This is a genomic window from Citrobacter sp. wls757 (assembly GCF_005280935.1).
GTDB classification, from domain to species: domain Bacteria; phylum Pseudomonadota; class Gammaproteobacteria; order Enterobacterales; family Enterobacteriaceae; genus Citrobacter; species Citrobacter portucalensis.
In genome coordinates this window covers 12,908-25,591 of record NZ_SZWU01000004.1, presented here as the reverse complement: position 1 = coordinate 25,591, position 12,684 = coordinate 12,908, and the positions used below count along the sequence as shown (strand labels likewise).

The 12,684-nt window shown below is 50.6% G+C and carries 11 protein-coding genes and 1 pseudogene; 6 read left to right on the top strand and 6 right to left on the bottom strand.

Annotation, left to right across the window (positions count from 1 at the left end):
- Nucleotides 1-110: 110 nt before the first annotated feature.
- The 4 genes from yiaY (at nt 111) to FDW94_RS00245 (ending at nt 4,609) form a co-directional block, all read left to right on the top strand.
- Nucleotides 111-1,262: an L-threonine dehydrogenase gene (gene yiaY / locus FDW94_RS00260; protein ID WP_057066864.1), complete on the top strand. Its 1,152-nt coding sequence runs from the start codon at nt 111-113 to the stop codon at nt 1,260-1,262.
- Nucleotides 1,263-1,354: 92 nt separating this feature from the next.
- Nucleotides 1,355-2,893, top strand: coding sequence for an aldehyde dehydrogenase AldB (gene aldB / locus FDW94_RS00255; protein ID WP_008786449.1), 1,539 nt, complete (start codon nt 1,355-1,357; stop codon nt 2,891-2,893).
- A gap of 250 nt (nt 2,894-3,143) precedes the next feature.
- Nucleotides 3,144-3,467: a DUF3302 domain-containing protein gene (locus FDW94_RS00250; protein WP_003024200.1), complete on the top strand. Its 324-nt coding sequence runs from the start codon at nt 3,144-3,146 to the stop codon at nt 3,465-3,467.
- A gap of 5 nt (nt 3,468-3,472) precedes the next feature.
- On the top strand, nt 3,473-4,609 hold the full coding sequence (locus FDW94_RS00245; RefSeq protein ID WP_003827345.1) for an HlyD family secretion protein: 1,137 nt from the start codon (nt 3,473-3,475) through the stop codon (nt 4,607-4,609).
- Between the two features lie 16 nt (nt 4,610-4,625).
- Here the strand turns inward: FDW94_RS00245 and FDW94_RS00240 are convergent, their stop codons facing one another.
- A complete protein-coding gene (locus FDW94_RS00240) occupies nt 4,626-5,576 on the bottom strand; it encodes a LysR family transcriptional regulator (RefSeq protein ID WP_137376952.1) in 951 nt (316 codons plus the stop codon).
- A 121-nt stretch (nt 5,577-5,697) separates the two neighbouring features.
- Here FDW94_RS00240 and FDW94_RS00235 point away from each other — a divergent pair, with 121 nt between their 5' ends.
- Nucleotides 5,698-6,438, top strand: a complete 741-nt coding sequence (locus FDW94_RS00235) for a MipA/OmpV family protein (RefSeq protein ID WP_008786446.1) — start codon at nt 5,698-5,700, stop codon at nt 6,436-6,438.
- 87 nt (nt 6,439-6,525) lie between these two features.
- On the opposite strand, the gene FDW94_RS00230 is transcribed toward FDW94_RS00235, so the two are convergent.
- Together FDW94_RS00230 and FDW94_RS00225 are read right to left on the bottom strand one after the other, a co-directional pair.
- Nucleotides 6,526-8,481, bottom strand: a complete 1,956-nt coding sequence (locus FDW94_RS00230) for a glycoside hydrolase family 127 protein (protein ID WP_137376951.1) — start codon at nt 8,479-8,481, stop codon at nt 6,526-6,528.
- Nucleotides 8,482-8,491: 10 nt separating this feature from the next.
- Nucleotides 8,492-9,892 (bottom strand): MFS transporter, encoded by a 1,401-nt coding sequence (locus FDW94_RS00225; protein ID WP_137376950.1) that lies wholly within the window; start codon nt 9,890-9,892, stop codon nt 8,492-8,494.
- A 251-nt stretch (nt 9,893-10,143) separates the two neighbouring features.
- Between FDW94_RS00225 and FDW94_RS00220 the strand changes: the two genes are divergently transcribed.
- Complete coding sequence (locus FDW94_RS00220) at nt 10,144-10,959, top strand: helix-turn-helix domain-containing protein (RefSeq protein ID WP_137376949.1); 816 nt, start codon at nt 10,144-10,146, stop codon at nt 10,957-10,959.
- A 77-nt stretch (nt 10,960-11,036) separates the two neighbouring features.
- Here the strand turns inward: FDW94_RS00220 and araD are convergent, their stop codons facing one another.
- The 3 genes and pseudogenes from araD to sgbH all read right to left on the bottom strand — a co-directional run.
- The gene (gene araD / locus FDW94_RS00215) at nt 11,037-11,735 is read right to left on the bottom strand and encodes an L-ribulose-5-phosphate 4-epimerase (protein ID WP_103014689.1); all 699 of its coding nucleotides are present in this window, start codon (nt 11,733-11,735) and stop codon (nt 11,037-11,039) included.
- Nucleotides 11,729-12,589 carry an L-ribulose-5-phosphate 3-epimerase gene (locus FDW94_RS00210; RefSeq protein WP_048227306.1) on the bottom strand — a complete coding sequence of 287 codons (861 nt, stop codon included), beginning with the start codon at nt 12,587-12,589 and terminating at the stop codon, nt 11,729-11,731. Before FDW94_RS00210 ends, araD begins: the two co-directional genes overlap by 7 nt.
- Nucleotides 12,582-12,684: pseudogene (gene sgbH, locus FDW94_RS23660) on the bottom strand (3-keto-L-gulonate-6-phosphate decarboxylase); the annotation flags it as partial. The gene FDW94_RS00210 and the pseudogene sgbH, both read right to left, overlap by 8 nt.

Here is a 12,684-nt window from a genome sequence, read left to right as displayed (position 1 = left end):
TAATGTGCTTTTTAATTGTAAGTGTTATTAAAATAACAACCACGATCATATTTTGTTGGAAATTTCACTCGTATGCTTCCTACCTCTTTAGAGTAATTAAGGATCGTACAATGGCTGCTTCAACATTTTTTATTCCTTCCGTGAATGTAATCGGCGCTGACGCATTAAAAGACGCAATGAATACAATGGCGGAATATGGTTTTCGCCGTACGCTGATTGTTACGGATGCCATGCTGACGAAATTAGGTATGGCTGGCGATATTCAAAAAGCGCTACAGGAACATGATATTTCCAGCGTAATTTACGATGGTACGCATCCTAACCCCACGACCAGTAACGTTGCCGCTGGCCTGAAAATGCTGAAAGAAAATGACTGTGATAGCGTTATTTCTCTCGGTGGCGGCTCTCCTCATGATTGTGCGAAGGGCATTGCGCTGGTGGCGGCTAATGGTGGCGATATTCGTGACTACGAAGGCGTAGACCGCTCTGCAAAACCGCAACTGCCGATGATCGCCATCAACACCACGGCGGGTACGGCATCTGAAATGACCCGCTTCTGCATCATCACTGATGAAGTACGCCACATTAAAATGGCGATTGTGGATAAGCATGTTACACCGCTGCTGTCCGTCAATGACTCCTCGCTGATGGTCGGTATGCCGAAGTCTCTGACGGCGGCTACCGGTATGGATGCGCTGACTCACGCTATCGAAGCCTATGTTTCTATTGCTGCGACCCCCATTACCGATGCGTGCGCGCTTAAAGCTGTCACCATGATTGCGGAAAACCTGCCGGTCGCCGTGGAAGAGGGCAGCAATGCTCAGGCGCGCGAAGCCATGGCCTATGCGCAGTTCCTCGCAGGTATGGCCTTTAACAATGCCTCCCTTGGCTACGTGCATGCGATGGCGCACCAGCTGGGTGGCTTCTACGATCTGCCACACGGAGTATGTAATGCCGTACTGCTGCCGCATGTACAGGTATTTAATAGCAAAGTTGCTGCCGCCCGCCTGCGCGATTGCGCCTCGGCAATGGGTGTGAACGTTGCTGGTCTGAGCGAAGAGCAAGGGGCAGAAGCCTGCATCGCGGCGATCCGTGAACTGGCGCAGAAAGTGAATATTCCGGCTGGGCTGCGTGAGCTGAACGTGAAAGAAGAAGATTTTGCCGTTCTGGCGACTAATGCCCTGAAAGACGCCTGTGGTTTCACTAACCCGATTCAGGCGACACATGAAGAAATCATGGCGATTTATCGTGCTGCCATGTAATTCGTGATACTTGTCGTAAAGCAGTAAAAGGCTGGCGAATAATTCGCCAGTCCCGTCTACCCTTGTAGTACCCCTACAGCAAGGAGACGGTCATGACCAATAACCCCCCTTCAACGCGTATTTATCCCGGCGAGTATGGTTACCCTCTGAAGTTAAAAGCCCGATACGATAACTTTATCGGCGGTGACTGGATCGCACCGGTGGACGGTGAGTATTACCAAAACCTGACGCCGGTAACCGGGCAATTACTGTGCGAAGTGGCCTCTTCCGGCAAAAAGGACATCGATTTGGCACTGGATGCCGCGCACAAAGCAAAAGACAAATGGGCGCAGACTTCCGTGCAGGACAGGGCGGCGATTTTGTTCAAAATTGCCGATCGTATGGAGCAAAATCTGGAGCTGCTGGCGACGGCTGAAACCTGGGATAACGGTAAACCCATCCGTGAAACCAGCGCGGCAGATGTGCCGCTGGCGATTGACCATTTCCGCTATTTCGCGTCCTGTATTCGTGCACAGGAAGGGGGAATAAGCGAAGTTGATAGCGATACCGTGGCGTATCACTTCCATGAACCTCTTGGCGTGGTGGGGCAAATTATCCCGTGGAACTTCCCGCTGTTGATGGCCAGTTGGAAGATGGCGCCCGCCCTGGCTGCCGGTAACTGTGTCGTGCTTAAACCTGCGCGCCTGACGCCGCTGTCCGTGTTGTTGCTGATGGAAGTTGTCGGCGATCTGCTCCCGCCTGGCGTGGTGAACGTGGTAAACGGCGCGGGTGGGGAAATCGGTGAGTATCTGGCGACGTCAAAACGCATTGCAAAAGTGGCGTTTACCGGCTCAACGGAAGTTGGGCAGCAGATCATGCAGTACGCCACGCAGAACATTATCCCTGTCACGCTGGAGCTGGGCGGGAAATCCCCCAATATCTTCTTCGCGGACGTGATGGATGAAGAAGATGCGTTCTTTGACAAAGCGCTGGAAGGTTTTGCATTGTTTGCCTTCAACCAGGGCGAAGTATGTACCTGCCCGAGTCGGGCGCTGGTACAAGAATCCATTTACGAACGTTTTATGGAAAGAGCCATTCGTCGGGTGGAAAGTATCCGTAGCGGCAACCCGTTAGACAGCGTGACGCAAATGGGCGCACAGGTGTCGCATGGTCAACTGGAAACCATTCTGAATTACATCGACATTGGTAAAAAAGAAGGGGCAGATGTTCTCACCGGCGGGCGGCGCAAGCAGCTGGATGGCGAGTTAAAAGAGGGGTACTACCTCGAACCGACTATTCTGTTTGGTAAGAACAACATGCGGGTTTTCCAGGAGGAGATCTTCGGACCGGTGCTGGCTGTCACGACGTTTAAAACCATGGAGGAAGCGCTGGAAATCGCTAATGACACCCAATATGGGCTTGGCGCTGGTGTCTGGAGTCGAAACGGAAATCTGGCTTACAAAATGGGGCGTGGGATTCAGGCGGGGCGAGTTTGGACCAACTGTTACCATGCTTACCCGGCACATGCGGCGTTCGGCGGCTACAAGCAGTCGGGTATCGGGCGCGAGACGCATAAGATGATGCTTGAGCATTATCAGCAAACCAAATGCCTGTTAGTGAGCTACTCTGATAAACCACTGGGGCTGTTTTAATTTCACGTCACCTACTGCCCGGTCGCGTTTAGCGTACCGGGCATCAAGTTATGTCCTCAGGTAAGTGGCTGGGGTGAACGAACGCAGCCAACAAAGAAGCAGCTCGAAAGACGACGGGTATATATAAACCCATATATCGTTATATAAATAAGATAATTGCATCCAATCTGGTCATTCCAATACTATTATCAACTCTATTGTTTAAATCAAATTGCATCCGAATTCCTTAATTTAAATCCCTGAGGCAAATATGTTCCTTAATTATTTTGCATTAGGAGTGCTTATTTTTGTATTCCTGGTCATTTTTTACGGGATTATTATTCTGCATGATATTCCCTATCTAATTGCAAAGAAACGTAACCATCCTCATGCCGACGCAATACATGTTGCGGGTTGGGTTAGTTTGTTTACCTTACATGTTATTTGGCCCTTTTTATGGATCTGGGCAACGCTTTATCGCCCGGAACGCGGGTGGGGCATGCAGAGCGCGGATTCTTCCCTGATCCAGCTTCAGGCAAGGGTTGCGGATCTGGAAAAGAAACTGGGTGAGGCCAAGACCTCTCCGGCGGAGTAATATCGATGGATTTACTGATTGTTCTGACCTATGTGGCGTGTGCATGGTCAATATTTAAAATTTTCAAAATTCCTGTAAATAAATGGACAGTTCCTACCGCGGCATTAGGCGGTATATTCATTGTTTGCGGACTTATATTACTGATGAATTATAACCATCCGTATACATTTAAGGCACAAAAAGCGGTAATTTCTATTCCCGTGGTGCCGCAGGTAACGGGTGTAGTGACAGAAGTGACGGATAAGAAGAATACGCTAATCAAAAAAGGCGAGGTTCTGTTTAAGCTTAATCCAGGGCGTTATCAGGCGCGGGTCGATCGCCTGAAGGCTGATATTGTTACCGCACAGCATAAAGAGCAGGCTCTGGTTGCGCAGTTAGACGAAATGAAAGCCAACACGCAGCGGGCAAAGGCCACGCGTGACAAACTGGCAAAAGATTACCAGCGCTATGCGCAGGGGAGTCAGGCGAAGGTGAATCCTTTTTCTGAACGCGATATCGACGCGGCGCGTCAAAACTACCTGGCGCAGGAAGCTTCGGTGAAATCCTCCGTTGCAGAACAACAGCAAATTCAGAGCCAGTTGGACAGCCTGGTACTGGGTGAGAATTCGCAAATTGCCAGCCTGAAAGCACAGCTAGCGGAAGCAGAGTTCAACCTGGACCAGACCGTGGTTCGCGCGCCCAGCGATGGTTACGTCACTCAGGTGCTGATGCGCCCAGGAACCTATGCCGCCGCGCTGCCGATGCGCCCGGTCATGGTATTCATCCCGGATCAGAAACGACAAATTATCGCCCAGTTCCGTCAAAACTCGTTGTTGCGACTGGAGCCAGGCGATGAAGCGGAAGTGGTGTTTAATGCCCTGCCGGGTAAGGTGTTTAGCGGTAAACTGGCCGCCATTAGTCCGGCAGTACCGGGTGGTACATACCAGTCGAACGGGGCACTGCAATCTTTAAACTCTACGCCTGGTTCGGAAGGGGTAATCGCCACGATTGAGCTGAACGACAATGCGGATGTGAATGCGTTGCCTGATGGGATCTACGCGCAGGTCGCCGTTTACTCTGACCACTTCGAACATGTGTCGGTAATGCGCAAGGTGTTGCTGCGGATGACCAGTTGGGTGCATTACCTGTATCTCGACCACTAAGCGCAGGCTATTTCGCTTACTCAGGCTGTCGTATCGCCTGAGCAAGCTGCTGACGTATCTCCGCGAGCATTGCATCGAGAATATACTGCACTCGCCAGGGCTGGTATTCACGCTTGCGGAAAATCGCCACTAAATCCAGCCACCATTCATGTTGCTCCGAGAAACACGGGACCAGCATCTCGGAACGACAATCTCTTTGCACACTTTCATTTGGCGCAAAAACAATCCCCAAATGATTACGTGCCAGCGCCAGTGCGGATTGTGTATTGTCGCAGATGTAATTTCCCGTCACACGATAGTCGCGCATCTTTTTGTCTTCAGCAGAATTGAATCGCCAAATGTTGGCATCATCAATCATCATAGAATCAATTAGAATACAGGAGTGGTTGACTAATTCATCAGGGCTGCTAATGGGATGCTTTGTGAGATATTCCTGGCTGGCAAAAGCAATAACCGCATATTTAGTGATAAAACTGGCGACCAGTGATTCATCTTTAGGATGAGCATAGGAAAGTAAAATATCACAATCGTCAGGAAAGTCGACGCCTTCATAAAATGCTTTGCGATCCAGATTATAGGTTTTTAGCACCAGACTGATATCGCCAATATCCATAATTTTTGCAATAACATGTTGCGATAAGTAAGCAATAATTCCGGTTGGTGCATATACCGTTACTTTTCCACGTTTCTCGTGCTTATAATCAGCAATGAAATTATTTAACTGATCATTTCTGTCTAACATGTCATTGATGTAAGGAAGTAACGCTATACCAAACGGCGTGAGGGTCAGTTGTCGGGTGGTGCGGTCAAATACCTTTAGCCCAACTTTTGATTCAAAATCAGCAAGATACTTACTTACATTGGCCTGAGCAATGCCGAGAACAGTAGCGGCATGGCTGATATTTTCACTGGCAGCAATTACCGAAATAATCTTCAGTTCCCGGTGTTTAAGTTGTAATTTATTCATCGCCAAGCCCAATATATATAATTTTATATATATTACTATATAAATATGAACCTTGCACCGATGAAATTGTAAGCATTATTATGCACCCGCTTTGTAGCTTATTTTAAAATGGAATGTTGGCATGTTAATTAAACACAATATTGTGGCGCTGCTCGCCTTTTCTTTTATGGCGAGTGCAACTGCCGCAGAATTTTCTATTGGCGCTGGCGCTGTATATAATGAATCACCTTATCGCGGGTATAATGATAATGTTCACGCAGTACCGCTTGTCAGTTATGAAAGTGAATCATTTTATTTTAGGCAAACAACGCTAGGTTATATTTTGTCTAAGAGTGAAAGTAATGAATTTAGTATTACTGCCTCTTATATGCCGCTTGAGTTTGATCCCGGCGACAATGACGATCACGCGATGAAAGCGCTGGATAAGCGTGACGCAACGGCAATGGCGGGTGCTGCGTGGTATCACCATGAAAGATGGGGTAGCGTGAAAGTCTCCGCCGCTGCGGATGTGCTGGACAACAGTAATGGCTGGGTAGGGGAAGTTTCACTGTTCCGTCCAATGCCGATGGGCAAGCTGACGCTGACGCCATCAATTGGCGTGCTCTACTATGACGAAAAATTCAATGAATACTACTACGGCATTTCGGGTAATGAGTCCCGTCGTAGTGGTTTATCAAGCTATTCCCCAGGCGATAGCTGGACACCGTATGTTGGCCTGTCCGCTAAATACGCATTAACCACTAACCTGACGCTGCTGGCAAGCGCCAACTATAGCGCACTGCCGGATGACATTAAAAATAGTCCGATGGTTGATCGTGATGACAGCTTCACCTTTATGTCCGGTCTGACCTGGCGTTTCTGATTCTCACCCGTTTGTCCTCAGGGAGGAGGGCAATCTTTTCATGAGACATTGACGGATGGGGGCTAACCGCCGCCATCCGCCTTATTATTACTGCTCGTTTATCCAGATACGCATTTCGCCTTCACCACGGTTCGCCCAGCTAAACCACGGAATAAACGTCAATGTATGCGCCTGGCGCGAAGCTGGGGAAACATCGTAGTGCCACAACGATTGTTGTGCTGCATCGGCAGTACTTTGCTTCACGCCTTCAGCCTGAATTAACATTTTATGGCTGAACAATCCCTTACCCTCGAATACTCTGAACTCACTCTCTTTTGGCAACCACAGGTTATGCAATTCCTCACCGTTATCGGCCTGCTCCAGGCAATACACCAGCGGTCCACGCTGAATGGCGACCTTACCGGCAACATGACGCACTAATGGATTTCCGTACACCCGACGCACCGGCATTGGCAGGGTCAGACTGAGCGTATCGCCTTCCTGCCAGGTTCGGCTGATGTGCAAATAGCCTTTACGAATATCCTGCTCAACTGGCTGACCATTCAGTAAAACCTGCGGTGCGGTGCACCAGTCTGGCAGGCGCAGGGCCAGGGCGTGATATATCGACTGCGGTGATTCGATGGCGATTTTCACCTGTTCATGCCATGGATAATCCCCGCTAATGCGTAGCTTGAGCGAGCCATCCGCCACGGGGACTTCCATGCTATTGCCCACGTACATATTGATATACAGCGCGTCCTGACGTGGTGTGTAGATGTAATGACCAATAGAGGTGAGTACACGGGCGATATTCGGCGGGCAACAGGCGCAGCCAAACCAGCGCTGACGAACGGGTTTCACGTGGTCATAAATATGATTGAATTTTAATGATCTAGGATGTACTTCCAACGGGTTCACATAGAAGAAGTGCTTGCCATCGAGCGCCATCCCGCCCAATACGGTGTTATACAGGGCGCGCTCCATCACGTCGGCATACTGGCTGTCTGCCTCCATCTCCAGCATTCTGCGGGCGAACATCATTAGACCGATTGAGGCGCAGCTTTCCGCATACACGGAGTCGTTAGGCAGATCGTAATCGCTGCTAAACGCCTCGCCGCTGCTTTGTGAACCAATACCGCCGGTAATGTACAACTGACGCTGGGCCATGTTTTTCCACAGACGCAGGCAATCCTGACGCTTGCCTTCGTCCTGACTCAAGCGTGCCAGATGCGCCACGCCGGTCATCAGATAAACAAAACGTACTGCATGACCGATCGCCGTTTGCTGTTCTGAAATGGGCTGATGAGCCTGGCTATAGGGTTTATCCTTCACCATCCATGCCGGGCCGTAAGTATGCCAGTAAGAGGTTTGGCCACGCTTTTCGTACTCTTCGTCATAGAAATGGGGTTGCGCGCCGCGCTGTTCCACAAAGTAATTTACCAGCGCCATATAGCGTGGTTGTTGGGTCACTTCGTATAAGCGCATTAACGCCAGCTCAATTTCCGGGTGTCCCGGATAGCCGCGCAGTTGATTATCACCAAGCCCGAAAACGTTATCGATGTGGTCTGCCAGACGGCACACTACATCTAAAAGACGACGTTTTCCCGTCGCCTGAAAGAACGCGACGCCTGCTTCGATCAAATGACCTGCACAGTACAACTCATGACACTCGGCGAGGTTAGTCCAGCGTTCATCCGGGGCTTTCACTGTAAAGTATGTATTGAGATAGCCGTCTTCACACTGCGCAGCGGCCACCAACTCGATGACCTCATCTGCGGTTTTCTCAAGTTCCGCATCAGGTTTCTGGCACAGGGACCAGGCGACTGCCTCCAGCCATTTCGCTACGTCGCTATCCTGAAAAACCATGCCGTAAAATTCGCCATCCTGCAGTCCTGCGGCGATACGAAAGTTCTCTATCGCATGACTTGGTTCCGCCTCTGCAATGCGGTCATTCAGCGCATCCCACTGGTAGGGGATCACTACATCACGGACCAACTGTTGGTATTGTCCGAGGAACGGATCGCTGACGGTGAGCTTATGCAGGTCGACTTCCAGTACGTTCATTTCGTGCTCCTTAAGGCTGTACATGACGCTGACGCAGATCGGTGGCAATGCGCGACATCATCGGATTATTGAGTTTGCAGATGCGGATAGACAGCGCCAACAGCAGGTGGAACAGCGCGGGAAGCAGCGTCTCCATCGCGGTAATTCCTTGCAGCGAACTGGCGGTTTGGTTACCAGCGCCTGGCTGATAGGCGACAAAAATAAATAACAGGCTGATGATCCCCGCGCTTGAGGCCCAGGCCAGCTTGATGAAAAACAGGTTGAAGGCGAAATTCATGCCGGAAGAACGCACGCCGGTTTTCCACTCGCCGTAATCGTCGGCAAAGGCCATCAGCGAGAAGTGCAGAGGCAGCGTAAAGCCCAGAATAATGCCGTTGCCGAGAATAACCGCCAGCCATAATGTTTGATAAGCCGGACCGGTCGGCAGGAACCACATCATCACTGCCAGGGCTGCCAGCACCAGGTTGGTGTAGTAATAGAGTTTGACGGTATCTATACGGCGGGTCAGCGGGCTGACAACCACTGAACCGATGATGGACGCAAAGGTCACCATGGTGAAAAACAGCGACGTGTAAGCGGTACTGCCTTCCAGCACGTAGGTAATGAAATACATGTACCCGCCGCCACGAATATTGAAGACGTTAATCAGCAGGAAAGACATCACCAGCATCAGCAGCAACTGGTCATTTTTGCGTAGCCCACCAATGTGTTCACGCAGGGTAAATTTCCCCATCATCGCCAGCGGCACACGCTCGCGAACCCAGAAGAAGCAGCACAGGAACATCACCACAGCGATGGCGCACAGGATGCCCACGCCGAACTGATAACCCTGCGCGGCATTGCCCTGACCCAGAATATCCACCATCCACGGCAGACCAACGGAGACAAGGAATCCCGCCACGCCGCACAGCACAAAGCGCCAGGACTGACAGGCGATCACCTCGTTATGGCGGGTCGTCATGGTGTTGATCAGCGCACAATACGGTACGTTGATGGCGGTATAGCCGACAGAGAGCAGTAGATAGGTGCCAAATGCCCAGGCTATTTTTACACTTATGCTGGCGTCAGGGACGGTAAACGTGAGTACGCCAATGATGCCAATGGGAATTGCCACCCACAGCTGCCATGGGCGAAAACGCCCCCAGCGGCTTTGCGTGCGGTCGGCAAGTATGCCCATTAGCGGATCGGAAATGGCATCAAATACGCGCAGGGCAATAAACAATGTGCCGACCAGCGCGGGCGTTAACCCGAAGACATCGGTGTAGAAAAATGTCAGGAAGTTCATGATCAGACAGGTAATTACCGTCCCGCCTGCATCGCCTAACCCATAACCTATTTTTTCACGCAGGGATAATTTGTCGTCCTGGGCACGCTGTGCCAAATCAGATGTCGTAATCGGAGCCGAAGTCATAAATAACTCCCGGAGAGGATGTTCAGAAAGTATCCCGCTACGTTGCGGGTTATTTGTTTGTAATTTGCAAAGTACGTTATTTATTCTGCACGAAATGTTTGGGTCAACAAGGGAAGAGAAAAGTATAAAAAGATGACAATTCCGACTTCATTATAAAAATGTGATTTCGATCCAGCGAAAAGAAAGTTTATCGTGAATAATCAATAATAAAGAGCAGTTTAAATAATGCAAAAGCGGGAATTTGAATATATATGCTCGAATTATCCATGTCTCTTCCGATTAAAGTGCAAAATGGTGGGCTATTTATTTCCCGAGGTGTGGGAAGCCATCCGGCGCGGCAATTGCAATCCTGGGAAATCATCTTTGTCGAAAAAGGGATATTAACGATTCGCGAAGGTCAGACCGTTTTTTGCGTGAATGCTGGAGAAAGTTTGCTGTTATGGCCGCAGCGTTCGCATATTGGTGTGGGACAGTTTCCGGCTGATTTGAAATTTTACTGGCTACACTTTGAGGTGACAGCAGAAAACGATGCTTCACTTACAGAACCGTTGCTTGCGATTCCTCAGCATGCCCGGGTTAGCGAGCCACAATATATTATTTCGCTGTTTCGCCAGTTCTTACGCGAGCAGGAAAATATTCATCGCAGCGTTGCGCTGGAACTGATCCTACTGCTGATTTTGCAGCAAATCTCCGCGGCGGCTAGCGAGCAACCCGCAGATAGCCCCGGTAATGCGCTGGCATGGAAAGCGCAACAAATAATCCACACCCAGTTCCACCTGCCGATTAGTGCCTCAACTCTGGCGAAAGAGCTGCATTGCAATGCGGATTATCTGGGGCGTGTATTCCGGAGCGCTTTCCGGCTGACGCTAACTGAAGCATTGCATCGCCAGCGGGTAAGGGCGGCAGAAAAGCTGTTGATCAGTGACTCGCTGTCGCTTACCGAAGTGGCGATTAAATGTGGATTTAATGATGTGGGTTACTTTCGTAAAATCTTTCGTAAGCATACCAGCCTGACGCCTGCGGCGTGGAAAAGGCGCTACTGCAAAGAGCATATTAATTCGGCGTAAATGAGGATCGCCGGGTGGCGCTATGCTTACCCGGCCTACAAAATGACAGACCAGTGCAAGCACAGCGCCGCCGGACGTTAATTTTGCCCGTAATACGCATTCACACCGTGTTTACGCAGATAGTGTTTATCCAGCAACTCAGGCTGCATATCCGGCAACTGCGGAGCTAACTGGCGCGAGAAAAGCCCCATGTAGGCGCATTCTTCGAGTACCACTGCGTTATGTACGGCATCTGCGGCATCTTTACCCCAGGCAAACGGACCGTGTGAATGCACTAACACTGCCGGAACCTGCAGCGGATTGAGATCGCGTTGCTCAAATGTCTGAATGATCACTTCACCGGTTTGATATTCATATTCGCCATTGATTTCCTCAACGGTCATCAGCCGGGTACACGGAATAGAACCATAGAAATAATCGGCATGCGTGGTGCCCCATGCCGGGAGATCAAGACCCGCCTGCGACCAGATCGTCGCGTGGCGTGAGTGAGTATGGACGATCCCACCGATCTCATTGTAGCGGCGGTACAGCGCCAGATGGGTTGGCGTGTCTGAGGAGGGTTTTTTACTGCCTTCAACCACGTTGCCGCTGGCAATATCCACCACCACCATATCGTCGGCGGTCATCACGTCATATTCCACGCCGGACGGCTTAATCACCATCAGCTTACGCGTTTCATCCACAGCGCTGACGTTACCCCAGGTAAAGGTGACTAAACCATGAGCCGGAAGCGCCAGATTGGCCGCCAGCACCTCGGCCTTCAGTTGTTCTAACATGGAAATCCTCCTTCCTGCATACGTGCTTCTATCCAGCGTCGTGCCTGGATAATTTCCAGTACCGGCTCTTTTGCTTTTTCAGTCCACATTTCAATCAGAAACGACCCGCGATAGTTCAGTTCATGCAGCGTTTTGAAGATACCAACAAAGTCCACGCACCCTTCGCCAAAGGGCACATCGCGAAACTGGCCCGGATGGGTTTCGGTTACTGGCAGTGTGTCTTTCAGATGGATAGCGGCGATACGGTCGATGCCCAGCGTCAATTCGGCAGTGACGTCATTACCCCATGCGCTGAGGTTGCCCACATCCGGGTAGACGGTGAACCACGGCGATGACAGCATTTCATCCCACTTTTTCCACTTGCTAATTGAGTTCATAAAAGCGGTATCCATGATTTCTACCGCCAGCATGACCTGCGCGGCGGCGGCTTGCTCGACTGCCCATGCCAGCCCTTCGGCAAAGCGCTGCTGCGTACCTTCGTCATGTTCCTCGTAATAGACGTCGTAACCTGCCAGTTGAATAGTGCGAATACCGAGATCGCGCGCCAGACGAATGGCTTTGGTCATGATGTCGCGTGCCCGAACACGGACTGATTCATCGCGGCTGCCAAACGGAAAACGGCGGTGGGCGGACAGGCACATTGAGGGGATTGCCACGCCGGTTTCTAACATTGCGCTCACCAGCGATGCACGCTGAGCAGGACTCCACTCAAGACGCGACAGACGTTCATCGGTTTCATCCACTGACATCTCGACGAAATCAAAACCACAGCTTTTCGCCAGCACCAGACGCTCCGGCCAGGAGAGGTCTTTCGCCAGCGCTTTTTCATAGATACCTAACGGATGATTACGCATACTGTGCTCCCCAGATAGCATCGATTTGCGTATGGAATTCAGCGGCAACCTGCGTTGGGTTTTGCGCCCCAGCCAGCGCGCGTCCGGCGATAAAG

What these genes read in the sequence shown, in the direction of transcription:
- araD (WP_103014689.1), bottom strand. Translation starts at nt 11,735, where the DNA reads ATGTTAGAACAACTGAAGGCCGAGGTGCTGGCGGCCAATCTGGCGCTT.
- yiaY (WP_057066864.1), top strand. Translation starts at nt 111, where the DNA reads ATGGCTGCTTCAACATTTTTTATTCCTTCCGTGAATGTAATCGGCGCT.
- FDW94_RS00250 (WP_003024200.1), top strand. Translation starts at nt 3,144, where the DNA reads ATGTTCCTTAATTATTTTGCATTAGGAGTGCTTATTTTTGTATTCCTG.
- FDW94_RS00230 (WP_137376951.1), bottom strand. Translation starts at nt 8,481, where the DNA reads ATGAACGTACTGGAAGTCGACCTGCATAAGCTCACCGTCAGCGATCCG.
- aldB (WP_008786449.1), top strand. Translation starts at nt 1,355, where the DNA reads ATGACCAATAACCCCCCTTCAACGCGTATTTATCCCGGCGAGTATGGT.
- FDW94_RS00235 (WP_008786446.1), top strand. Translation starts at nt 5,698, where the DNA reads ATGTTAATTAAACACAATATTGTGGCGCTGCTCGCCTTTTCTTTTATG.
- FDW94_RS00225 (WP_137376950.1), bottom strand. Translation starts at nt 9,892, where the DNA reads ATGACTTCGGCTCCGATTACGACATCTGATTTGGCACAGCGTGCCCAG.
- FDW94_RS00245 (WP_003827345.1), top strand. Translation starts at nt 3,473, where the DNA reads ATGGATTTACTGATTGTTCTGACCTATGTGGCGTGTGCATGGTCAATA.
- FDW94_RS00210 (WP_048227306.1), bottom strand. Translation starts at nt 12,589, where the DNA reads ATGCGTAATCATCCGTTAGGTATCTATGAAAAAGCGCTGGCGAAAGAC.
- FDW94_RS00240 (WP_137376952.1), bottom strand. Translation starts at nt 5,576, where the DNA reads ATGAATAAATTACAACTTAAACACCGGGAACTGAAGATTATTTCGGTA.
- FDW94_RS00220 (WP_137376949.1), top strand. Translation starts at nt 10,144, where the DNA reads ATGCTCGAATTATCCATGTCTCTTCCGATTAAAGTGCAAAATGGTGGG.